This is a genomic window from Streptomyces sp. sk2.1 (genome assembly GCF_008120935.1).
GTDB lineage: Bacteria > Actinomycetota > Actinomycetes > Streptomycetales > Streptomycetaceae > Streptomyces.
Genome location: NZ_RDBO01000014.1, coordinates 26,805 through 50,081, shown reverse-complemented (window position 1 = coordinate 50,081; position 23,277 = coordinate 26,805). Strand labels below are relative to the sequence as shown.

General features: G+C 71.8%; 17 protein-coding genes. 5 read left to right on the top strand and 12 right to left on the bottom strand.

Features of this window, described 5'->3' with window-relative positions:
- From EAO76_RS02400 to EAO76_RS02390, 3 genes are all read right to left on the bottom strand, one after another.
- On the bottom strand, positions 1 to 938 hold a 938-nt coding region (locus tag EAO76_RS02400; protein ID WP_148832810.1), incomplete at its 3' end, for a serine/threonine-protein kinase.
- 121 nt (positions 939 to 1,059) lie between these two features.
- Positions 1,060 to 1,515, bottom strand: coding sequence for a hypothetical protein (locus EAO76_RS02395; protein ID WP_262375236.1), 456 nt, complete (start codon positions 1,513 to 1,515; stop codon positions 1,060 to 1,062).
- 280 nt (positions 1,516 to 1,795) lie between these two features.
- The gene (locus tag EAO76_RS02390; RefSeq protein ID WP_148832808.1) at positions 1,796 to 2,401 is read right to left on the bottom strand and encodes a TetR/AcrR family transcriptional regulator; all 606 of its coding nucleotides are present in this window, start codon (positions 2,399 to 2,401) and stop codon (positions 1,796 to 1,798) included.
- A gap of 166 nt (positions 2,402 to 2,567) precedes the next feature.
- Here EAO76_RS02390 and EAO76_RS02385 point away from each other — a divergent pair, with 166 nt between their 5' ends.
- Positions 2,568 to 3,992 carry a cytosine permease gene (locus EAO76_RS02385; RefSeq protein WP_148832805.1) on the top strand — a complete coding sequence of 475 codons (1,425 nt, stop codon included), beginning with the start codon at positions 2,568 to 2,570 and terminating at the stop codon, positions 3,990 to 3,992.
- A gap of 110 nt (positions 3,993 to 4,102) precedes the next feature.
- Complete coding sequence (locus EAO76_RS02380; protein WP_148832804.1) at positions 4,103 to 5,746, top strand: amidohydrolase; 1,644 nt, start codon at positions 4,103 to 4,105, stop codon at positions 5,744 to 5,746.
- A 105-nt stretch (positions 5,747 to 5,851) separates the two neighbouring features.
- Here EAO76_RS02380 and EAO76_RS02375 read toward each other — a convergent pair whose 3' ends face one another.
- From EAO76_RS02375 to EAO76_RS02355, 5 genes are all read right to left on the bottom strand, one after another.
- Positions 5,852 to 7,921 (bottom strand): right-handed parallel beta-helix repeat-containing protein, encoded by a 2,070-nt coding sequence (locus tag EAO76_RS02375; RefSeq protein WP_148832802.1) that lies wholly within the window; start codon positions 7,919 to 7,921, stop codon positions 5,852 to 5,854.
- A gap of 42 nt (positions 7,922 to 7,963) precedes the next feature.
- Positions 7,964 to 8,830 (bottom strand): carbohydrate ABC transporter permease, encoded by an 867-nt coding sequence (locus EAO76_RS02370; RefSeq protein WP_148832799.1) that lies wholly within the window; start codon positions 8,828 to 8,830, stop codon positions 7,964 to 7,966.
- On the bottom strand, positions 8,827 to 9,783 hold the full coding sequence (locus tag EAO76_RS02365) for a carbohydrate ABC transporter permease (RefSeq protein ID WP_148832797.1): 957 nt from the start codon (positions 9,781 to 9,783) through the stop codon (positions 8,827 to 8,829). Before EAO76_RS02365 ends, EAO76_RS02370 begins: the two co-directional genes overlap by 4 nt.
- 4 nt (positions 9,784 to 9,787) lie before the next feature.
- Positions 9,788 to 11,050, bottom strand: coding sequence for an extracellular solute-binding protein (locus tag EAO76_RS02360; protein WP_187438435.1), 1,263 nt, complete (start codon positions 11,048 to 11,050; stop codon positions 9,788 to 9,790).
- 70 nt (positions 11,051 to 11,120) lie between these two features.
- The gene (locus EAO76_RS02355; RefSeq protein WP_148832793.1) at positions 11,121 to 12,371 is read right to left on the bottom strand and encodes a Gfo/Idh/MocA family protein; all 1,251 of its coding nucleotides are present in this window, start codon (positions 12,369 to 12,371) and stop codon (positions 11,121 to 11,123) included.
- An 80-nt stretch (positions 12,372 to 12,451) separates the two neighbouring features.
- On the opposite strand from EAO76_RS02355, the gene EAO76_RS02350 reads away from it, so the two are divergent.
- Positions 12,452 to 13,603 (top strand): ROK family transcriptional regulator, encoded by a 1,152-nt coding sequence (locus tag EAO76_RS02350; protein WP_148832791.1) that lies wholly within the window; start codon positions 12,452 to 12,454, stop codon positions 13,601 to 13,603.
- A gap of 132 nt (positions 13,604 to 13,735) precedes the next feature.
- Entirely contained in the window at positions 13,736 to 15,370 is a 1,635-nt protein-coding gene (locus tag EAO76_RS02345; protein ID WP_222872132.1) for a beta-N-acetylhexosaminidase, read from the top strand.
- Between the two features lie 35 nt (positions 15,371 to 15,405).
- Here the strand turns inward: EAO76_RS02345 and EAO76_RS02340 are convergent, their stop codons facing one another.
- Complete coding sequence (locus tag EAO76_RS02340; RefSeq protein WP_148832789.1) at positions 15,406 to 16,884, bottom strand: amidase; 1,479 nt, start codon at positions 16,882 to 16,884, stop codon at positions 15,406 to 15,408.
- Positions 16,885 to 17,024: 140 nt separating this feature from the next.
- Here EAO76_RS02340 and EAO76_RS02335 point away from each other — a divergent pair, with 140 nt between their 5' ends.
- Entirely contained in the window at positions 17,025 to 17,651 is a 627-nt protein-coding gene (locus EAO76_RS02335) for a TetR/AcrR family transcriptional regulator (protein WP_148832787.1), read from the top strand.
- Between the two features lie 97 nt (positions 17,652 to 17,748).
- Here EAO76_RS02335 and EAO76_RS02330 read toward each other — a convergent pair whose 3' ends face one another.
- The 3 genes from EAO76_RS02330 to EAO76_RS02320 all read right to left on the bottom strand — a co-directional run bounded on the left by EAO76_RS02330 (position 17,749) and on the right by EAO76_RS02320 (position 23,259).
- Positions 17,749 to 19,116 (bottom strand): protein kinase domain-containing protein, encoded by a 1,368-nt coding sequence (locus EAO76_RS02330; RefSeq protein WP_148832785.1) that lies wholly within the window; start codon positions 19,114 to 19,116, stop codon positions 17,749 to 17,751.
- Positions 19,113 to 21,623: an AAA family ATPase gene (locus tag EAO76_RS02325; RefSeq protein WP_148832783.1), complete on the bottom strand. Its 2,511-nt coding sequence runs from the start codon at positions 21,621 to 21,623 to the stop codon at positions 19,113 to 19,115. The genes EAO76_RS02330 and EAO76_RS02325 overlap by 4 nt, the downstream gene beginning before the upstream one ends.
- A gap of 190 nt (positions 21,624 to 21,813) precedes the next feature.
- The gene (locus EAO76_RS02320) at positions 21,814 to 23,259 is read right to left on the bottom strand and encodes a glyceraldehyde-3-phosphate dehydrogenase (protein ID WP_148832781.1); all 1,446 of its coding nucleotides are present in this window, start codon (positions 23,257 to 23,259) and stop codon (positions 21,814 to 21,816) included.
- Positions 23,260 to 23,277: the final 18 nt, after the last annotated feature.

Genomic DNA, 23,277 nt, shown 5'->3' with positions numbered 1-23,277 from the left:
GTCTGGACCGGGGCGGGAGCGGCCGTGCGTACCGTGATGTCGGCGCTGACCGGGGCGGGCAGCCAGTCCTCGGGGCGGCGCAGCACCGTCTCCGCGTTCGCGGACCGGCACAGCTCGATGACCTCGGCGATCGACGGCCTGACCGCGGGATCCTTGTCGAGACAGCGGCCGACCAGCTCCCTCAGCCGCTCCGGGACGCGGCCGAGGTCGGGCTCCTCGTGGACGATCCGGTAGAGCACGCCGTGCGAGGTGCCCTCGCCGAAGGCGGGGGACCCCGTCGCCGCGTACACCGCCACCTGGCCGAGCGCGAAGACGTCGGTGGCCGGGGTCACCCGGTTCCCCGCGGCCTGCTCCGGCGCCATGAACGAGAGCGTGCCGATGGTGACGCCGCTGCCGGTGAGCGAGGTCGCGTCGGCGGCGTGGGCGATGCCGAAGTCGATGACCCGGGGACCGTCGGCCGCGAGCAGCACGTTGGACGGCTTGAGGTCGCGGTGCACGATGCCCGCCCCGTGGATGACGTGCAGCGCCTCGGCCATGCCCGCGATCAGCAGCACCACCGTCTCGACGGGCAGTGCTCCGTGCGCGACGACGGCGTCGGCGAGCGACGGTCCGGGCACGTAGGCGGTGGCCAGCCACGGCTGCGCGGCATCGGTGGATGCGTCGATGACCGGCGCCGTGAACAGGCCCTGCACACGCTGCGCGGAGCGCACCTCCTGGGCGAACCGGCGGCGGAACTCGGCGTCCTCCCCGAATTCGGGGCGGATCACCTTGATCGCGACGGGCCGTCCGCCCGGCGTGTACGACAGATACACCTTGCCCATGCCGCCGGCGCCCGGTCTGGCCGCCAACCGGTATCCGGCGATTGTGGTCGGGTCGTCTCCGGCGAGCGGCTGGAAGACCTGGGGGGTGCCTCCAGAGGCCGGTTGCTGACCACTCATCACTTACGTCTCCCCTGTGGAACACCGATATCGAACGGCACCCTGTACAAGGACGGGCCGTGGAAGCGTGTTCCGGTGCGGGGGACAACCACCGCGGGAGCGGGAGGCGCCGGGGGAGGGATCAGTCCCAGAGCTGGTGCGTCACGACCCGGCCGGTCCGGTCCGGAGTGCCGTCGGTGTAGACGAGTTCGAGCTGGGTGAACTGTTTCAGCTCCGGCTGTTTCTGCCAGGTCCTGGGATGGTCCAGTCGTACGACGACCGGATAGGAGTGGAACTTGCCTGCGGCGCAATAGGGCTGACAGTCGTTCACCACGTCGAGCGCACGGCCCACGGCGGACGTCGGACCCCAGGAGTACCAGTGGATGTCGATGAGCCGGTTGTTGCCGTCCCCGCAGGCGAGCAGGAATTCGCCGGGGCGCACCTGCGGGTTCCAGGTGCAGTCGACGGCCACCACGCGCGCGGACGGGCGGGGGGCCGCGGCGGGGGAGGTCGCCGCGGAGGCCGGTACCGGTGCGGCAGCCGCGAGGGCTGTGGCGGCACACAGCATGAGACCTGTCCTGAGCTTGCGTCTTTGCATGTCGGCTCCTCGGCCGCCTCGCTTCGGGACCGCGCCGTCGTCGTGCGTGCCCGAGGGCCCCGTGTGCTCCGGGACCGCCCGGCAGGAGCAGCCGTCGGTCGCGGCCCCCTTCTTCCAGCCGTCGTTCCTGAATCGACCATAGGGCCCCACCCGGGGATGCACCACCCGTATGGGTGATAAAAGAGTGAAACGGGTGTGAATGGCACTCGATCGGTGGAAGTAGGGGTGCCGCGCGTGGCGTGGCGGTGCCGGCGCACCCCTTCGCGGCCCCGGGGCGGGTTCAGCCGTGTTCCACCAGCCGTGCGGTCGCCGACAGGGCCGTGCGGAGCGCGCTCCCGCGGTCCGCGCCGTGCTGGCCCAGAACGACCCGGGTGCTCAACCCGTCGAGCAGGGCGAGGAGTTCGGAGGCGCGCGCCGCCGCGTCGAGGTCCGCGGCGAAGTGGCCCCGGCGCGCCCCCTCGGTGAGGAGCGTCGCCAGGTCCTCCTGCCAGCCGAGGTCGATCTCGGCCTGGGCCTGTCGCAGCGGTTCGTTCGACGCCGTGCGCGCCCACAGCTCGATCCACAGCGTCCAGCGGGGGTCGCGCGGCCCGCGGGGAAGGTAGAGCGCCAGGAAGAGTTCCAGTGCGCGCTCCGGGTCGGCCGGATCGGACAGCAGTTCCCGGCGCTCCTCGGCGAGCGCGTCCTCGCTCCAGCGCAGCACCTCCAGGAGCAGCCGGTCCTTGCTGCCGAAGTAGTAGAGGATGTGGCCGCCACTGGTGCCGAGGCGCTTGGCCAGCGCCGACATGGTGAGCGCGGCGAGGCCGTCCTCGGCGATGGCCGTCATCGCCTCCTCCAGCATGCGCTCCCGGGCCAGGTGTCCGTCACGTCGTCGCGCCGTCGCCGCCACGCCACGTCTCCTCTCGGGTCGGCCAGGTGACGACCTTAGCGGCCGATTTCGGCGGAGGTCTTGACGGGCTCCCGGAATCACATCTTGAATGCCGTTCTAAATTAGAACGCCATTCAAAGTACTGTTCCGATTCCCCCGGAGCACGCATGGACGAGGGGCAGAGCGCATGACGCGACAGGACACGGCCGCGAGAGCGCCCGGCGTGCCGGACGCCGCCGACCAGGTCTTCCAGGTCGAGACGCACGGGATCGACCCGATCCCCGACGAGGACCGCCACGGCAGCGCGAAAGACCTGTTCTGGCTCTGGTTCGGGTCCAACCTCACCTTCACCTACGTCATCAACGGAGCCCTGGCCGTCGCCTTCGGCCTGTCCTTCTGGCAGGCCACCGGCGTCGTCGTCATCGGCGGACTGGCGTTCTTCGCCATCAGCGCCGCAGGACTGAGCGGGGTCCGTACCGGCACCGCGACCCTGGTGATCTCCCGGGCCCCCTTCGGCGTACGGGGAAACTGGCCCGCCGGGATGCTGAACTGGGTGGTCAGCATCGGCTACACCATCCTCAACACCGTCGTCGGCACCCTCGCCCTCGAAGCGTTCTTCACCGACCTGGGCTGGGAGTCCGGCCGCACCGGACGGGCCCTCGCCCTGCTGGTCACGCTCACGCTGACCTTCGCCGTCGCCCTGTGGGGCCACGCCACCGTCCAGTTCGCCGAACGCTGGATCGCGTACGTCCTCGCCGTCGGGTTCGCCGCGCTCCTGGTGTTCCTGCTGCCGGGCGCCGACACGGGCGGGGGCGCCGCACATCCCGGGGCGTCCGGATGGAGCCTGGCCCTCGTCGTGATGCTGGCCGGCCCGTTCTCGTACGTCCCGATGCCCGCCGACTACACCCGCTACCTCCCCAGGACGACCTCGATGAAGTCGCTGACCTGGTACGGGGCCCTCGGCGGCTTCATCTCGTCGGTCGCCCTGGGGGTGGCCGGGGTGGCCGCGGCGACCCGGACGGACATGACCGACGCGGTGGCGGGCACCGAGCGGCTGCTGCCGGGATGGTTCCAGACGCTCTTCCTGGCCCTCGTCCTCGGCGGCTCGGTCACCAACTCGATCGTCACGCTCTACTCGTCGAGCCTGAACCTCCAGGTCCTCGGCGTCCCCTGGAGCCGCTCCAAGGCCATCGTCATCAGCGCGGCCGTCACCGCGGCGGGCTCGCTCTGCGCGCTCTTCCTCGCCGACTTCACCAGCTCGCTGCTGTCCTTCCTCTCCCTGCTGATCATCGTGTTCGCACCCTGGGGCGGTGTGTTCCTCACGGACATGCTGATGCGCCGCTGCCGCTACGACGCACCGTCGCTGCACGCCGGACCGGACGGCGCCTACTGGTACCGGTCCGGCTACCACCCCGCCGGCCTGGCCGCGCTGCTCGCCGGCATGCTCTTCGCCGCCCTCACCTGCGATTCCGAACTGTGGACCGGACCGCTGGTCGCCCCGCTGGGCGGCGCCGACCTGACCCTGCTCGGCTCCGTCGTCTCGGGGCTCGTCTACTGGCTGCTCGCCCGCCGCACCGTCGCACCGCACACCGGCCGCCCCGACGCGGCCTGAACGGCCGCGCCCCTCCCCGAAGACCCGCACCGACCGGGCGACGGAATCCGTCCGCCTCCCCACGCACCACCGATCCGACAGCACCACCGCACCAGGAGGAGCCACCTCACATGGCCGTCCCCGCACACCTCGTCCTGCGCAACGCCCGCATCCACACCGTCGACCCGGCACTTCCCGAGGCACAGGCCCTGGCGGTGGTGGACGGCCGCATCGCCTGGCTCGGACCCGACACGGACGCCGGGGAGTGGACCGGCCCGGACACCCGGGTGATCGACGCGGGCGGGAAGCTGGTCCTCCCGGGCTTCATCGACGCCCACAACCACGTCCGGCTCGGCTCCGACGACGCCTGCGTCCAGCTGTCCGGCGCCCATGCCCTGGACGAGGTCCACGCCCGCATCCGCGCCTGGCACGCCGCCCACCCCGACGCCGAATGGATCGAGGCCGAGGCATTCGACTACTCGGCGATCCCGGACGGCCGGATGCCGGCCGCCGCCGACCTCGACCCGGCCACCGGCGACGTGCCCGCCTTCGTCCTGAGCTACGACGTGCACACCGCCTGGGTCAACACCGCGGGGCTGCGCCGGCTCGGCATCGACCGCGACCACACCCACCTTCCCTTCGGACGGGCCGTCACCGACCCGGCCACCGGCGAACCCACCGGATTCATCAAGGACTTCGCGATCAAGGGGCTCTCCCGCGACGGCCACCGCGCCCTGCGGGAACTGGGCCTGCCGTGGGCCTCTCCCGACCGGCAGTACGGACGCCTCGCCAAGTCCCTGGACGACGCCATCGGCTTCGGCATCACCACGGTCGTCGAACCCCAGAACTCGCTCGACGACCTCGCCCTCTTCGACCGGGCACGCGCCGAGGGCCGGCTCAGGTCCCGGATCGTCGCCGCGCTCTTCCACCCGCGCGGCACCACGGACGCCGACCTCGACGACTTCGCCGCCGCCGCCCGTCGCCACGACGACGACCGCGTCCGGGTCGGACCGCTCAAGCTCTACATCGACGACGTCGTCGAGCCGCGCACCGCGGCCCTCCTCGAACCCTACGCGGGCTGCCGCCACCACCGGGGCGAGACCTTCTACCCGCCCGAGGAGTTCGCGGGCCTGCTGGCGAAGCTGGACGCCCGCGGCTTCCAGTGCTTCGTCCACGCGACCGGCGACCGCGGCATCCGCACCGTGCTCGACGCCGTCGAACACGCCCGCGCCGCCAACGGGCCCCGGGACGCCCGCCACCAGATCGTCCACGTCGAATGCCTCGACCCCGAGGACACCCCGCGCTTCGCCGAACTGGGCGTGGTGGCGTGCATGCAGCCCCGGCACAGCGCCCCGGAGGTCGCCGGCCCCGGCAAGGACTGGGCGCGGAACGTCGGGGCCGACCGCTGGCACAAGGCATGGCCCCTGCGCAGCCTGCACGCGGCCGGGGCCGTCCTCGCCCTCTCCAGCGACTGGAACGTGGCCGAGATGGACCCGATGATCGGCATTCACACCGCCGTCACCCGACGCCCGCTGGGCGGTGGCGAACCCTGGATGCCGCAGGAGACGATCAGCGTGGAGGCCGCGGTCCACGGCTACACGATGGGCTCGGCGTACGCCAACTTCCTGGAGGACGAACGCGGTTCGCTCACCGTGGGCAAGGCCGCCGACTTCGTGGTCCTCTCCCGCGACATCCTGCGCGCCGATCCCGAGGACATCCCCGGTACCGTCGCCCTGACCGTCGTGGTCGCGGGCGTCGTCGAGCACGAGGCCTGACCGTCCGGCCCCGTCCCTCTCCGCGCACCGGTGCGGGACGGGGCCGGACCGTACGAAACGGGTCGGTCCGCACGGCCCGGGGAGCCGCGCGGACCGCCCCGCAGGTCAGGCGGTCCGGATCTCGTAGACCGCGAAGTTGCCCCACTGGAGGTGGGCGTCACGGACCGTCAGGCGCAGGCGCTCGGTCGTCACCCGCTGCGGCAGGGTGATCGTGCGCTGCTCGACGGCCGAGGTGTTGCCGGACCAGGCCAGTTGCTGCCCGGCCGCCTGCGTCACCCATGACGAGCCGTTCCACGTCTGCACGTCGACCTGCCTGACGCCCTGGCCGGTGGCGAAGGCGGTGTGCAGGGTGACGGAACCGATGCTGACGGGCTGCCGGTAGTCCACGTCGATGGTGCCGGGGAAGGCGACCTTGTCGGCCACGCTGCTCCACGCGGTCGAGGTGTCGCCGTCGGTCATCCGGTAGGGGTGGCTGTTGCCGAGCGTGGCGTACGAGGTGGTGACGACCGGGAGGTACGGCGCCCCGGTGAACTGGTGGAAGCCGCGGTCGGGAGCGGTGCCCGGGACCGGGTTGCCGAAGTAGTCCTTCAGCCCCTGTGCCACCGCCGCGCCGCGCCCCCGCGCGGGGGAGTCGGCCCGGAGCGTGTAGCCCGCCGGGTCGGTGCCGACGGAGACCAGTTTCGGGTCGGCCTTGATCGCGTTGATGTCGCCGGAGGGGGCGACGGGCGCGTCGGTGCCCCAGTAGAGGTTGGAGTCGTAGACGGTGTTGTTGGCGGTGTCGTAGCCGGCTGTGGTCCGGTTGCGGAAGATGTTGTTGCGGACCTCGATGCCGCTCGCGTTGTTGTAGATGTGCACGATCCTGCCGAGCGGATAGTCACCGGCCCCGGCGTAGGGCGGGTGGACGGTGACGACCCGGCCGCTCGCGTCGACGGTGTTGTTGTGGATGACGGTGCCCGAGGTCTCGGTGGAGAGGCTGAAGACCTCGTAGCCGTCGTCCTTGCTCAGGTTGTACCGGACCACGGTGTCCTTGGTCGGCGCGCCCTTGAAGGAGACGGTGATGAAGAACCCGCCGTCGTTGTCGTGGCTGTAGTTGTACTGGACGACGCTGCGGTTGTTGTCGGCGTCCGCGTCGAAGCCGTGGCCGTCGGTGCCCGGTCCGTTGAAGCCGGTGCCCGACACCTCGTTGCGCTGCACGAGCAGGTCGTCGTTGCCCTGCCACCAGATGCCGACGTTGCCGCCCTTGAGGTTGAGCCGGCCGGTGGCGGCCCGGTGGACGCGGTTGCCCTCGACGACGGCCCCCCTGGTGTGCATGGGGGTGATGCCGCCGGCCGTCACGTCGTGGACGGAGTTGTCGCGGATCCGGACGCCGGTGCTGGGCGTCCAGGTGACGACCTCGCTGTCGGGGATGCCGGTCTCCACCGGGTACAGGCTCGTCATGCCGTTGCGCCGGGACCAGGTGGACCAGGTGATGATGCCGTACGAACGGACCTTGCTGACCTCGTTCTTCTCCACCACCAGGTTGTCGAAGTAGGTGGGCGTCAGGTTGCCGCGGATGGAGACCAGCAGCCCGGCCGAGCTGACGGTGCTGCCGCCGGGGCCGTCGATGTCATGGATGTTCAGGTTGCGCAGGGTGACGTTGGACAACTTGCCCGCGTCCTTGGCGAAGAGGTTCACACCGGAGCGGGGAGTGGTGCTGTCGCTCCAGTTGGTCACCTCCAGCCCGTCGAGGGTGAGGTCGTGGACGTTCTCGAGCCTGACCGCGACGTCGGTCGTGCCGCCGCCCTCGATCAGGGGCTTCGCGCCGCTGCCGTACGAGCCGACGAACGCGGGGTTGCCCACGGCGCCCGCCCCTCGCACGCCCAGCCGGCCCTTCCACCGCTGACCGGCCTTGAACAGCAGCCGGTCACCGGGGCCCAGCGTCAATCGGCTCGCCCTGGCCAGGGACTTCCAGGCGGCCGCCTCGTTCCGGCCCGACGCGTCGTCGTCGCCGGACGCGGCGTCCACGTAGTACGTGGTGCCCACCGCCCGGTCGCGGTGCGGGACGGGGGCCGCCTGCGCGGGCCCCGCAGCCACCGCGGGGAGCGGGAGCGCGAGAGCGGCCAGGAGCACCCCTATGAGGCTCCTGCGCCGGGTGCGCGGGGCACCCGGGACGTGCGGTGTGTGCGAAGTACGCAAGGCTCGGTCCTTCCGGATGGATTGCCGGTCTCTGTATCTGCGTCACTTGCCGATTCCCGCAGTCATGCCCTCGACGATGCGGCGGCCCAGCCAGAGGTAGAGCACGATCATGGGATAGACCAGGATCACGATTCCGGCGAACAGGGCGCCCCAGTCGGAGCTGTACTGCATGGAGCCGTAGAGGCTGAGGAGGGCCGCGGGCAGCGTGCGCTCCTCAGGGGTGGGGGTGATCAACAGGGCGAGCAGCGTCTCGTTCCACAGCCCGATGACGTTGAGGACCAGTACGGTCATCACGCCCGGCCTGGCCACCGGCAGCACGACCTGGACGAAGGCGCGCAGCGGGCCCGCGCCGTCCAGCTCGGCGGCCTCCTCGATCTCGTGCGGCAGCGAGCGCATGTAGCCGGTGAGGACGAACACGGCGAACGGGAGCGACAGCACCACCTGGAAGACCAGGAGCGTGATGCGGTTGTCCCACCAGCCGGTCACCCAGTCGATCATGAAGGTGGACACGGACAGTTTGATCACGACGATGGGGATCACGATCGTCTGGACCGGGATGCTCAGCCCCATCGCGAAGTACCCGGTGAGCCGGCCCGCGGCGCGCCGGTCGGAGCGGGCCAGGACGTATGCGGCGGGGGCCGACAGCGCGACGATCAGCAGGGCCCCGACCACCGTCAGGACGGTGCTGTTGAGCGCGGCGGCGGAGAATCCGGCCGCCTTCCACGCGGCGGAGTAGTTGCCCCATTCGAGACTGTCCGGCAGCGCGAACGGCGAGAGCCAGACCTGCCCGGGGTCCTTGAGCGACTGGACGCCGACCCAGGCGACCAGCGCGAGGTTGAAGGCGACCCAGGCCCAGAGCGCGACGGTCGTCGCACGCGGCACCAGGATGTCGCCGAACAGGCGCCTCATGACAGCTCCACACGTTCGCGGCGGGTGACACGCCGGGTCAGTACGATGAGGACCGCCGTGACGATCAGGATCACGACGCCCATGGCGGCGCCCGAGCCCAGTTCGGGCACGCCGTTGCCGGCCACGCTGGCGTACTGCTGGACCGCCACCGTGCGGGCCTGGATCGGCGGGCTGGCCGGGGTGCCGGCCGTGGTGAAGGCGATCACGATCTCGAACACCTTCAGGCTGTTGACCACCCACAGCACGGCCGACACCGCGAACACGTCCCAGGTCAGCGGCAGCGTGATGTGCCGGAACTGCTCCCACTTGGTGGCGCCGACCAGCTTGGCGTCCTCGTACAGGTGGGGCGGGATGGAGTCGGCGGCCGACATCATCAGCGCCACGTAGAAGCCCGTGCTCGACCAGACGAGACCGGCCACGATGCACTTGAACACCATGTCCGGGCCCAGCCACGGCCGGGCCTCGACGCCGACCCAGCCCAGGACCGTGTTGACCGCGCCGTCGGGGTTGAGGAGGAAGCCGATCGCGACCCCGACCGCGATCACCGAGATGATCATCGGCAGGAAGATCACGGACCGGATGAACGCCCGGCCCCTGGCCTGCCGCAGCACCATCATGGACAGGAAGGTGAAGCCGAAGACGAGGACCCCGCCCCCGAAGGCCAGCACGAAGGTGTTGACGAAGGAGGTGCGGAAGGCCTCGCTGCGCGCCAGCTCCAGGTAGTTGCCCAGACCGTGCCACGTCATCGCGGAACCGGGGCCCGCCCACTTGTTGAAGCTGACCCAGACGCCGAACAGCGACGGCAGGACGAAGAGCGCGGAGTAGGCGATCAGCGCGGGCAGCAGGAAGGGCCAGAAGGCCCGTTCGCGCGCCGGCCGCACCCGTTGCCCCGGCTGCTTGCCCGCGGCGGGCCGGGCCGCTGCCGCGGGTGGGGTGAGCGTTGCCGTTCCCACCGGATCAGCCCTTGTCCGCGAGGTAGTCGGTGACCTTCTTCTTGCCGTCCCGCACGAAGGTCTCCGCGTCGATCTTCCCGGAGAGCAGCTGGTCGTCCAGCGGCAGGAAGACGTTGTTCCACCAGTTCTTGTCCGCGGCCATGTCGTCGTAGGTCCGGTGGGTGTGCTTCGCCCCGGCGACGTCCTTCTGGACACCCGCCAGGTGGTCGGGGGCGGGGACGTCCGGGCGCGCGGGGATGTTGTGCGCGACGGTGGAGATCTTCTCCCCGTACTTCTTCTGCAGCGCGAACGCGAGGAACTTCTTGGCCGCCCCGGTGTTGCGGCCCTTGGCGTTGACGCCCCAGCCGAGCGCGCCGACCTCCACGGAGTCCTTGCCGCCGGCCGGCAGCTGGAACGAGGCGACCTCGGTGCCCTCGGCCAGCTTCGCCCCGGTCTCGGCGGCCAGCCAGGTGCCGTTGAGGTTCAGGTCGTACTTGCCCTGGGCCCAGGCGTCCTGCGCGGCCGGGTACTTGGTGGCCATGAAGTCCTTCTGGAAGTAGCCGCCGTCGGCCAGCTGCTCCACCTTCCGGGCCGCCTCCAGCACCGCCGGACGGTCCCAGGCCGCCGGGTCCTTCGCCAGGGCGTTCAGGCTGCCGGCGCCCTCGGAGCGGACCAGGGCCGAGTAGAACCAGTACGCGTTGTAGAAGTTGACGGTGCCGTCCTGGCCGAGCGGTGTGCGGCCCTCCTTCTTCGCCTCGTCGAGCTGGGCGATGAACTCCTTCCACGTCCTGGGGGCGGGGCCCGGGTGCTTCGACGCGTCGTACCACACCGCCGTGGAGATCACGGTGTGGGCGATGAAGCGCACGTGGTCCTTGTCGCTCGACGCCTGCTGGACGGACTGCGGCAGCACGTCCCGCACCGACTTGCCCTCGCCCGGCACCTTCATGGCCAGGACGTCGTCGAGCGGAGCGGCGAGGTTCTGGGCCACGAAGGGGCCGACGCTGTCGGTGGAGGTGTCGAACAGGTCCGGTCCCTGGCCCGCGTTCATCTCGGTGGGGAGGGTGTCGGTGCCCTTGCGGCCGACGAACTTCAGATCCACCTCGATGCCGGTCGCCTCGGTGAAGTCGTCGGCCAGGGACTTGATGATCTTGCCCTGCGGCTCGTCGGCACCCCAGGAGGAGGTGTAGACGAGTTCCTTGTCCGAGGAGGCGGAACCGTTCTTCTTGCCGCAGGCGCCTACGCTCAGGGCGAGAGCTCCGACGGTGAGCACGGCTGTCAACTTGCGCACGGGGGTGTGCCTTTCATGAGGGGGACGGGTGGCTGCGGGGAGACCGCGGGAGTGTCGCGCCGGCCGGGGGTCAGGCCGGCGGGAGCGTGACGACGGTGCCGGTGCGGCGGGCCCGCTCGGCGGCCCAGACGACACGGTGCGTGGCCAGGCTCTCGGCGCCGTCGGTGAGCACCAGGGAAGGGGCGTCCTCGGCGATGGCGCCGACGAAGGCGTCGAACAGGGCCGCGTCGCCGCCGCCGTGCCCGGTGGCGGCCGTGGGGTCCTCGCACGCACCGGTGTCGATGACGGTGACCTCGTCGGTCAGGAAGTCGTGCACGCGCAGGACGACCCCGTCGCCCTCGATGGAGCCGCGGGTGCCGAAGATCCGGGTCTTGCGGTGCTCCAGGGCCGCGAACGCGGTGACCGTGCAGGTGGCCGAGGTGCCGTCGGCGAACTCCATGGTCACCACCTGGGTGTCCACCACGTCGTTGTCGCAGGTGTACGCGCACCGGCCGTACGGGCCCTCGCGCAGCGCCGCGAGCACGCCGCGCTCCGTGTGGTCGGAGGTGACCGCGGACAGCGGCCAGAACTCCTTCTCCGAGTCCCCCAGGCAGTCGAGGTAGATGCGCTTGGCGGAGTACGGGCAGGTGGACTCCACCGGGCACTCCACGCACCGGTCGGCCGCCCCGTCGGGCCTGTTCCCGGGCCGGAAGTGCACCAGGTTGCCGAACGAGGAGACCCGCGTGGGCAGCGCCCCCTTGACGTGGACGATCCAGTCGAGGTCGTGGCACGCCTTGGTCATCAGCATCGGACCGGACTCGTCCTGGCTGCGCCAGTTGCCCCGCACGAACGAGTGCGCCTGATGCCACCAGCCGACCTGCTCCAGGTGCTGGATGTTCATCACGTCGCCGATCCGTCCCTCACCCATGAGCTCCCTGAGCCTGATGGTGTAGGGGGTGTAGCGCATGACGTGGCAGACGGCGAGCAGGACGCCGTTGCGCTCGGCGGCCTCGGAGATCGCGGCGGCCTCCTCCTCGGTCTGCGCCATCGGCTTCTCCAGGAGCAGGTGGTAGCCCAGCTCCGCCGCCCGCACCGCCGGTTCCCGGTGCATGCTGTCCTGCGTCGAGATCACCGCCGCGTCGGCCAGCCGGTCCCGGGCGAGCAGTTCCCGCCAGTCGGCGAAGACGTTCTCGGGCGGTACGTCGTGCGCCGCGGCCATGTTCCGCCTGCGCTCCGGATCGGGTTCGGCCACGGCCACGACACGTGCCAGACCGGTCTCCAGGGCGCGTCGCGCATAACTCATGCCGCGCAGCCCCGCCCCGATGATGGCGACAGTGACCACAAATACCCCCTCGGTCTTGCGACTTACTAATGCAAGCTGTTTTTATTTCTCGTGTACAGAGTCTGTCAAGGGAGTTGACGGTGACGGTTTCCGGAGGCGACACCTCACGGCTGCGGCGCATCAACCTGGTCACGACGCTCCGCGCCCTGCGCGGCCAGGGTCCGCTGAGCCTCACCGAGGTGACCAGGCGCACGGGCCTGTCCCGCCCGACGGTGGAGAGCCTGACGGAGGAGCTGATCGGATCGGGCTGGTTGAAGGAACTGCCGCCGCAACCCGGCCACATGGGCCGTCCGGCGAGGCTGTTCAGTTTCCGTTCCACCGGCGCCCATGTGCTCGGGATCGACATCGGTTCGTACAGCATCAGGGCGGCCGTCGCCGATCTCGACGGCACCGCGGTGGCCACCCGCACCGAGCGGGTGAGCGCGGACGCGGGGCGCGCCGAGCGACTGGCCGCCGTGCGCGCGACCGCCGCGGGCGCGCTGGATTCGGCCGGGATCGGGCGGGAGGGGCTCGCCGCCGTCTGCGTCGGCACCACGGGCGTGGTCGGCCGCGACGGCCGGGTCAAGCGCTGCGTCGGCCTGCCCGAGTGGGACGGTCTGGACCTCGCCGGCGAGATGGGTGCCGACTTCGACTGCCCGGTCCTGGTGGAGAACGACTGCAATCTGGCCGCGCTCACCGAGGGCTGGATCGGCGAGGCCAGGGGCGTGGACGACGTGGCCTTCGTGCTGTCCGGGGTGCGGACCGGCGCCGGCCTGCTGATCGGCGGCCGGGTGCACCGGGGGCGCGGGGGAGCGGCCGGTGAGATAGGGGCACTGCCCCTGGTGGGCTGGCACCGGGCCACCACGCATCTGACCGGCTATCCGAAGATGCCGCCGGACGTCCTGCCCCAGGAGGCGGCCGAGTACGTCTTCGCCCAGGCCCGCACCGGCGAACCGGCCGCCCGCTGGGCCGTCGAGCAGTACGCCCACGACCTCGCCGAGGGCATCGCCGCCCTGGTCCTGGCCCTGGACCCGGAGCTCGTCGTGATCGGCGGCGGGGTCTCCCGCTCCGGCGACGTCCTGCTCGAACCGCTGCGGCGCCACCTCGACCCGCTGTGCCTGGAACCCCCGGCGCTCGCGGTCTCCTCCCTCTCCGACCGGGCCGTGGTGCTGGGAGCCGTGCGGCTCGCCCTCGACCACGTGGACGCCCGGCTGTACGACGTCGACACGCAGCTGCCCCGACCGTCGTCCTGACCCGGCCCGTCACGGCCGCCCGGCCTTAATAAAGCAATTTTTATATGTAAGGTCCGCGTCGCTCGGGATGCCGCCCCGGTCGAGAAGCCGAGACGCCGGGATGCCGAGAAGCCGAGAAGGAGAACAGCGGAAGTGACGTCCCTCAACGTGCTGCCCCGGCCCGTCACGGCCCGTACCGCCCCGGGGGAGTTCCTCCTCGACCGGGCCACCACGATCACGGCCCCCGACGCCCTCGCCGCGGCCGCCGCTTGGCTGCAGTCGGCCCTCCGCCCCGCGACCGGGCTGCCCCTGCCGGTCACCGCGGAGGCGTCCGGGCCCGGCATCGTCCTGACGCTGCGCCCGGAACTGGGGGCCGAGGCGTATCGCCTGGAGTCCGGCCCCATCGGCGTGCGCGTCGAGGGCGGGGACATCGGCGGGGTCCTCCACGGCTGCCAGACGCTGCTGCAACTGCTGCCGCCCCGGATCCACCGCCGTGCCCGGATCGCCGACGAGCGATGGGCCGTGCCCGGGGCGGTCGTCGAGGACGCGCCGCACTTCCGCTGGCGCGGCGTCATGCTGGACGTGGCCAGGCACTTCCTGCCCAAGCGGGAGGTGCTGCGCTTCATCGAACTGATGGCGATGCACCGCCTCAACACCCTCCACCTCCACCTCACCGACGACCAGGGCTGGCGCGTGGAGATCCTGAGCCGTCCGCGGCTCACCGGGACCGGCGGCTGGCGCAGGACGTCCCAACTGGGTTCCACGATCGACGACCTGACCGAGGACCGGCCGCACGGCGGCTTCTACACCCAGGACGACATCCGCGAGATCGTCGCCCGGGCGGCGGAGCTCGGCATCACGGTCGTGCCGGAGATCGACGTCCCCGGCCACTCCCAGGCGGCCATCGCGGCCTACCCCGAGCTGGGCGTGACGGGGGAACCGGTGGAGGTCATGACGCGCTGGGGCGTCAGTCCCCACGTACTGAACACGGAGGAGTCCACGATCGACTTCTTTTGCGACGTGTTCGACGAGGTGATGGCCCTCTTCCCCGGCACCTTCATCGGTGTGGGCGGCGACGAGTGCCCCAAGGAGCAGTGGCGGAACGATCCGCGCACCCGGCAGCTCATGGCCGAGCGCGGACTGGCCGACGAGAACGCCCTGCAGTCGTGGTTCGTCGCCCGTGTCGCCGCCCATGTCGCGGGGCGCGGACGACGGGTGTTCGGCTGGGACGAGATCCTGGAGGGGGAACTCCCGCCGGGAGCCGTGGTGGCCTCCTGGCGCGGGATGACCGGTGCCGTCACCGCCGCGCGCCGGGGCTGCGACGTGGTGTCCTGCCCGGACGACCAGGTCTATCTCGACTACCGGCAGTCGGAGCACCCCGACGAGCCGATCCCGGTCTCCGTCCCCGTGACGCTGGAGGACGCCTACGCCTTCGATCCGGTCCCGGCCGGGCTGAGCGAGGAACAGGCGGCGCGGGTGCTCGGCGGGCAGGCCAATCTGTGGACCGAGCACGTGGACACGCCCCGCATGGTGGACTACTACGCCTTCCCGCGCCTGTGCGCGGTCGCCGAGGCGCTGTGGTGCGGGCCCGGCCGCCGCGACTTCGACGAGTTCCGCACCCGGCTGTACGAGGCGCACCTGCCCCGGCTCGACGCGATCGGCGTGGAGTACCGGGCACGGACGGGCCCGCTGCCCTGGCAGACGCGCCCCGGTCTCGTGGGCGCGCCCGCGACCAGGGCCGAGCGCGAGGAGCACATGAGCCGACGGGTGGCGGCCATCCGCACCTGAGCCGCCGCCCGGCGCGCCCGTCCGCGCTCCGGTGCTCAGAGCGGCGGTTCCAGGTGTGCCCAGGGGCGCTCGGCCTCGATCCGGGCGGCGAGGGCGAGGAGCGTCCCCTCGCCGCCCAGCGGGCCGACGAACTGGACGCCGAGGGGCAGCCCCTCGGGGGTGCGGTGGGTGGGGACGCTCATCGCCGGGCGGCCGGTGATGTTCGCCAGCTGGGTGTACGGGGTCGCCGAGAGGTTGGCGATCACCGCCCGCTCCCACGCCCCGGTCCCGGCCAGGGCGCCCAGCAGTCCGAGGCGCATCAGGAACCGGGCCGCGACGCGCACCGGGCGCGGGGTGTCCAGCTCCCCGATCCGGACGGGCGGCCGGGCCAGGGTCGGGGTGAGGAGCAGGTCGTGGTCGGCGTGGAAGGCGGCGAGCTGCCGGCTGTAGACGTTCCAGCGGTCGTGGGCGGCGTAGTAGGCCGGGGCCTTCAGGCCGCGGCCGGCGGCGGCCAGGAGGTGGGTGTCGAGCTCGAAGTCCTCCGGCCCGGCGCCGGTGGCGTCGCGTATGCCGTCGACGGTGTGGGCGAGCTGGGTGGTCCACATGGCCAGGAAGTCGAGGGCGAGCTGCCGCTGGTCGATCCGTGGTTCGACGGGCTCGACGTCATGACCCATGCCGCGCAGCAGGGCGGCGACGTCCTCGACCGCGGCGACCGCCTGCGGGTCGACCTCGGTGTCGATGGGGGAGCGGGTGGTGAAACCGATCCTCAGCTTCCGAGGCCGGCGGGCGAGTTCGGCGTAGGGCGTCTCGGGGCGGGCGTGCAGGTACGGCCCGGCCGGGTCGGGGCGCGCGGTCAGCACGTCGAGCATCGCCGCGCTGTCGCGGACGCTGCGCGAGATGACGCCGTCGGTCGCGGCACCGTGCAGGTGCTCGGCGACGGCGGGCCCGGACGGTACCAGGCCGCGTCCCGGTTTCAGGCCGAACAGGCCGCAGCACGCGGCCGGGATGCGGATGGACCCGCCGCCGTCGTTGGCGCCGGCCACGGGCACGATGCCCGCCGCCACGGCCGCCGCCGTCCCTCCGGACGAGCCTCCCGGGGTTCGGGCGAGGTCCCAGGGGTTGCGGGTGGGGCCGTTCGCCTCCGGTTCGGTGATGCCCTTCGCGCCGAACTCGGGGGTGTTGGTCTTGCCGAAGATCACCAGCCCGGCGTCCAGCCACCGGCTGACCACCTCGCTGTGCCGCTCGACGGGGAGGCGGCGCAGGGCACGGTTCCCACTGCCGGTCGGCAGCCCGGCGTAGTCCTGCGACAAGTCCTTGATCAGGAACGGAACTCCGGCGAACGGCCCGGTCAGGGGCTCCTTCGCTCGTTCCCGGGCCAGGTCGTGCATCGGCCGGACGATCGCGTTGAGTTTGCCGTCGACCGCCTCGGCGCGGGCGACGGCCGCGTCGAGCAGCTCCGTCGGCGAGACCTCGCGGCGGGCGACCAGCTCCGCAAGGCCCACCGCGTCCTGGGCCCGGTACTCGGTGTAGTCCATCACAGCCTCCATAAAACTATAGGTCGTAGTTTTACGCGACCGAAACGTACACTGGCCGGTGCCCGCTGCCAAGCCCCGGTGGCCGGCGACGGACCCGACGCACACGGACGGACGGCCACCGGCGAGGGAAGGAGCAGGGGATGGGCAGGCCGCCGCGCCGACTGGTGACCCGCGAGGGCATCATGCGGACCGCGCTCGCACTGGTCGACGAGGAGGGCCCCGAGGCGCTCTCGGCCGCGCGGGTCGCCGCGCGGCTCGGCGTCAAGGGACCGTCGCTGTACAACTACGTCTCGGGGCGCGACGAGATCGTCGACGGGATCCACGAACTCATCGTCGGGGAGATGGAACTCGTCGCCGACGACCGGCCCTGGACGGACGTGATGGACCGGTGGGCCCGCTCCTGCCGCGTCGCCTTCGCCGCCCACCCGCGCGCGGTTCCGCTGATCGCCTCCAGACCGGTCCGCGCCCTGCCGGTGCTCGAAGGCTACGCGCGGGCGTTCGCCGTCCTGCGCGCCGCCGGCTGGCCGGAGGAACGCCTGCTGCCGGTGGTGCGCTCCGTCGAGTACTTCGTCATCGGCTCGGCCCTCGACCTCGACGCCTCGCCCCGGGCCGGGCTGCCGGCCGGGGAAGGGCCCGTACCGGGGCTGGAACCCCTGCTGGACGCTCCCCCCGACTACCGCGAACTGGCCTTCGAGACCGGCCTGGCCGCACTGGTACGGGGAATGCGGGACACCCTCGCGGACCTCCGGGCGGCCGGACCGTCATGAACGGCGCCGCCGCGCCGCACCCCCGTACCCCGGGCCAACCGGCTCCCGCGCGCCCCGAGCCGCACACACCGGGCGTGATCGCGGCGCCCCATCCGGTTCATCCCCGGGGCGCCGCCGAGAGGAGGGCCTCCCGCAGATCCGCGGCGCTGCGGAAGCCGATCTCCGGCTGCTCGCGCAACGCCTCGTCGACGACCGCGGCGAGGTCGGCCGGCACGCCCGGCTCCCGGCGCCGGATCGGGACGGCGGGCGACTGCAGGACGACCTGCCACGGGTCCTTGTCGCGCGGGAAGTCCCGCGGGGTGTGCCCGGTCAACAACTGGTAGAGGCAGGCGGCCAGGGCCCACACGTCCACGGCCGGAGGCGCCTTCTTGAAGTTCACGACCTGCTGACGGGGCATGAAATGCGGCTTCCCCGCGGTCGCTCCGGTACGGGTGAGACCGCTGAGCCCCGCCCCGTCGAAGGCCTTGGCGATGCCGAAGTCGCAGACCTTCGCCGTCGTGGAACCGTCCGCGTTCTCGTGCAGCAGGACGTTGGAGGGACTGAGATCGCGGTGCACCACACCCTGCCCGTGGGCGTGCTCCAGCCCCTCCAGCACCTGGACGGCGAAGCGGACGGCCTCCGCCACCGGGAGCCGGCCCCCGCTTCGCCGCAGCAGGCGGTCCAGACTGCCGCCGGCGCAGAACTCGGTGGTGAGGTAGAACATGCCGTCGGCGAAACCGGAGTCGTACAGCGCGGCGACGTTCGGATGCCGCAACGCCCCCGTGAGTTCCGCCTCGCGCAGGAAACGGGCCCGCGCGTCGGCGTTCGCCGCCACCTTCGGCAGCATCACCTTCAGCGCCACCTCCTTTCCCGCGGACTCGTGGCGGGCCAGGTACACCGCCCCCATCCCTCCCCGGCCCAGCTCCCGCAGCACCGTGTACCCGGCGATGGGGGCGAGTTCGCGACGCCCGCTGTGCGCGAGGTCCAGGAGGTGCCGGATCGCGGCCGACGGCTCGGACCGGCAGTCCTCGCACAGGTGGTCGCCCGACCGGTGCCCCGTCCCGCCGCCGACCGGGCGCCCGCACTTCGCGCACTCGGGGAGCGACAGCGTGCGCGACACCCGGACACCGACCCGCAGGACGGTGTCCCCGAGCCGGATCTCGTCACCGTCGACCAGGTCGTACTCCGGGAACACCCGCGCGGCACCCTCCTCCGGGGTCTGGTGCTTCTCGCGCTGGCCGATCTTCCGGCCGTTGACGTAGGTGCCGTTGAGGCTGCCGAAGTCGCGGATGCGTATGTCCGGCGGGTTGATGTCGAGCAGACAGTGATGGCGGGAGACCGTGCTGTGGTGGTCGTCGTTCGGCAGGCGCGGCGAGCAGTCCTTGCTGCGGCCGAGCACACAGGTGGTCCGCTCGTCGAACACGTACTCCGCGGGGTCGAGACGGCCCTTGACGAGCGAGAGGGTGACAGCGGCGGGAGGCGTCATCGGGCGGTGTCTCCTCGGCGGGGATCGTGGGATCCGGTGGGCGGACGGCCGACGGCGAGGCCGAGCACGTCCCCGTCGGCGTCGACCCGCACCTCGGCTCCGTCACCGAACCGGTCGGACAGTATCGCGTGCCCCAGCGGCTGTACGAGCAGCCGCTCGACGGCTGCCTCCAGCGCCCGGACGCCCGAACTCGCCCCGGTGGCCTGCCGCAGCAGCAGTTCGCGGGCGTCCCCGGTCAGGGAGACGGTGATCGAACGGGCGGCGAGCCGGTCGCGGACCCGGTCGATCAGCTTGTCGAGTATCCGATCCAGGGAGGCCCGGGTCAGCGGCTCGAAGACGACGACCCGCCCGATCCGGCCGAGCAGTTCGGGCCGCAGCTCCTTCGCCAGCGCCGACCTGACCCGGTCGACGTCGGCGGACCGGGCGGCCGCGGCGCCCGCGTCCGGCGGCACGGCGGGGGCGAAGCCCATCGGGCCCGGCCGGACGGACGTGGTCGCGCCGAGATTGGACGTCAGGATGACGACGCTCTCGGTGAAGGGGACGAGCCTGCCGTGGGAATCGGTGAGCCGCCCCTCGTCGAAGATCTGCAGGAAGATGTCCAGCACCTCCGGATGGGCTTTCTCCACCTCGTCGAAGAGCACGACACTGTGCGGGTGGTCGCGCAGCGGACCGCTGAGCCGGCCCTCGCGTTCGTGCCCGATGTACCCGGGCGGGGCGCCGAGCAGTCGGGACAGCGAGTGCCGCTCCTTGTACTCCGACATGTCGATCCGGATCAGCCGGCGCTCGTCGTCGAAGAGGAACTCCGCCAGCGCCTTGGCCAGTTCGGTCTTGCCCGTGCCGGTCGGACCGGCGAAGAGGAACACCCCGACGGGCCGGCGCGGGTCGCCGAGGCCCGCCCTGGCCACCCGGACCGCCTCGGCGACCGCCCCCACGGCCTCGTCCTGGCCGATCACCCGGCGCCGCAGCCGCTCCTCCATGGAGAGCAGCCGCTGAGCCTCGTGCACCGCCACGCGCTCCAGCGGGATCCTGGCGCGGGCCGCCACGGCAGCCGCCACCTCGTGCCGCCCCACCCGGATTGGTCCGTCGGTTCCCGGCACGGGGCTCAGCGTCCGGACGCGGGCGGCGGCACACGCCTGGTCGACCGCGTCGATCGCCTTGTCGGGCAGCCGCAGTTCGGGCAGATGACGGATGGTCAGATCGACGGCGGCCGACGGCACGTCCGCGTCGATCTCCACCCCGTGGTGCCGGGCCGTCGACCCGAGCAGCCGTTGAAGGATCTCCACCGCCTCCGCCCGGCCCGGCTCGTCGACCCAGATCACCCCGAAGCGGCGCTGGAGCGCCGGATCCGCCTCGACGTACCGGCGGTACTCGCCCGGTGTGGTGGCACCGACGCAGCGCAGGTCCCCGCGGGCCAGGGCGGGTTTGAGGATGTTGGCCGCATCGCTCGCCCCCTTGCCGCCGGCGCCGAGCACGGTGTGGAGCTCGTCGATGAACAGGATCAGCCCCGGGGTCCGGCGCGCCTCCGCCAGCACGGATTCGAGGCGCGCCTCGAAATCGCCCCGGTACGCCGCCCCGGCGACCAGCGAGGCCATCGACAGCTCCACCACGCGGGCCCCGGCCAGTCCGGCGGGCGCACCCGGTCCGGCGAGACGCACGGCGAGGCCCTCGACGATGTTGGTCTTGCCCACCCCGGCATCACCCACGAGCACGGCGTTGGCCTTGCGCTGCCGCACCAGTGCCTGGGCCAGGGCACGCAACTCCTCGCGCCGGCCGATCAGTTCCGGCAGCCGTCCCTCGCGGGCGAGCCGGGTCAGATCGCGGCCGTACCGGTCGAGGAACGGGGTATCGCCGGCCTCCCGCCGCGGCGCGCGGGGACGCCGGGGCGGTGCTTCCTCGCGTGGCTCCCGGGGCGGCCGGTCGGGCTCCGGGGGTTTCCGCGGGTCCTGCGGGCCCCGTGCCGCCCCGGGCCCCTCCGGCTTCCCGGGACCGGCGCCCGGCGGCCGACCGGGGTGCCGGGGGAAGAACGCGGCGAGGGGATCATCGACACCCAGCTCCGCGAACAGCTCCGCAGCCCCGGGCATCGGCGACTCCAGCACCGCCCGCAGCAGATCGACCGCACCGAACGCCCCGGACCCGGCCAGTTCGGCGGCCCGGACGAACACCCTTCGCGCCGCCCGGTCACGGGGCGGTACCGCGTCCGGCGCGGGTGCGGACAGGTCCGCGGGGGCCCCGGCCGCGAGCGCGGCGCGCAACCGGCGGCGGAAGGGGTGCGGATCGACACCGGCCAGTTCGAAGCGACGGCGCACGGCTCTCGCGTTCGTCTCCACCGCCTCGCGGTGCGCCGGGGTCAGCCCGGCGGCGTCGAGCACGCGGCCGAGGTCCTTGCGGCAGAGCTTGGCCAACCCCAGGAAGAGGTGTTCCGGGCCGACCCCGGCCGCCCGGCCGGCCCGCGCCTCGATCCTGGCGGTGCCGAGAACGATCGCCACGCTGTTGGTGTACGGCTTCATCCGGCCCCCCTCGCCGCCCGCCCACCGGCGGTCGGCTCCTCCGTTCGAGCTCCCCACCGTCGCATGATCCCCCGGCCGACAGCGGATACCGACAGTGCCCCGTACCCGTCATGTGTCGGACGGGTACGGGGCACTTGCCGGTGCTCCTCCCGGGGCGTCGCGCATCGGAGCGCGCCCCCGGGTGACGGGATCAGACCGCCGGGGCCGGGTAGGTCGGGTACTCCACGCCGGAGACGTGCTGGACGACGCGGATGACCTGGCACGAGTAGCCGAACTCGTTGTCGTACCACAGGTAGAGGATCGCGTTGTCGGCATCGACCTTGGTGGCGCCGGCGTCGACGATCGACGCGTGGCGCGAGCCGACGAAGTCCATGGACACGGCGTCGGGGGCGGTGGTGAAGTCGATCTGGCGCTTCAGCGGCGAGTTCAGCGAGACGTCGCGGAGGTACTCCAGGACCTCCTCGCGGGTGGTCTCACGGCCCAGGCGCAGGCTGAGGATCGCGATGGAGACGTCCGGGACCGGGACGCGGATCGAGCTGCCGGTGATCGGCGCCTTGAGCTCGGGCAGCGCCTTGGCGACGGCGGAGGCGGCACCGGTCTCGGTGATGACCATGTTGAGCGGCGCGGAGCGGCCGCGACGGTCGGCCTTGTGGTAGTTGTCCAGCAGGTTCTGGTCGTTCGTGAACGAGTGGACCGTCTCCACGTGACCGCGCAGGACGCCGAACTCGTCGTCCATGGCCTTCAGCGGCGGGACGATCGCGTTGGTGGTGCAGGAGGCGCAGGACAGGACCTGCTCGTCCGGCTTGATCGTGTGGTGGTTGACACCGTGCACGATGTTCGGGACGTCGCCCTTGCCCGGGGCCGTCAGGACGACCTTGTCGATACCGGGGCGCAGGTGCTTGGAGAGGCCCTCGCGGTCGCGCCACTTGCCGGTGTTGTCGATGAGGATGGCGTCCTTGATGCCGTACGCCGTGTAGTCGATCTCCGACGGGTCGTTGGCGTAGATCACCTTGATCACGTTGCCGTTGGCGACGATCGTGCTGCTCGCCTCGTCGACGGTGATCGTGCCGTTGAACTGGCCGTGGATCGAGTCGCGGCGCAGCAGCGAGGCGCGCTTGACGAGGTCCTGGTCGCCACCACCGCGGACGACGATGGCGCGCAGCCGCAGGCCGTTGCCGGAACCGGCCTTCTCGATCAGCAGGCGGGCCACGAGGCGGCCGATCCGGCCGAAGCCGTACAGGACGACGTCGCGTCCCTCACGGCGCTCGATCTTGTTGGCGCCGGTGGCCCCGGACACGGCCTCGGCGGTGAACTCCGCCACCGACAGACCGCGGTCGTCGGCGCCGTACGTCGCGGCGAGCATGCCGATGTCGATCTGGGAGGGACCGAGGTCGAGGGTGGTGAGGGCCTGCAGGAACGGCAGGGTGTCGGTGACCGAGAGCTCCTCACCGGCGATCTGCCGGGCGAATCGGTGGGTCTTGAGGATGCTGACCACCGACTTGTTCACCAGGGAGCGGCTGTGCAGCAGGACTGTCACGTCCCGCTCCCGGTGAAGTTTCCCGATGATCGGGATCATCGACTCCGCGATCTCCTCGCGGTTTTTCCAGCTGGTGAACGAGTCGTCATTGACAGTCACAGGTTTATCTTTCGAGCT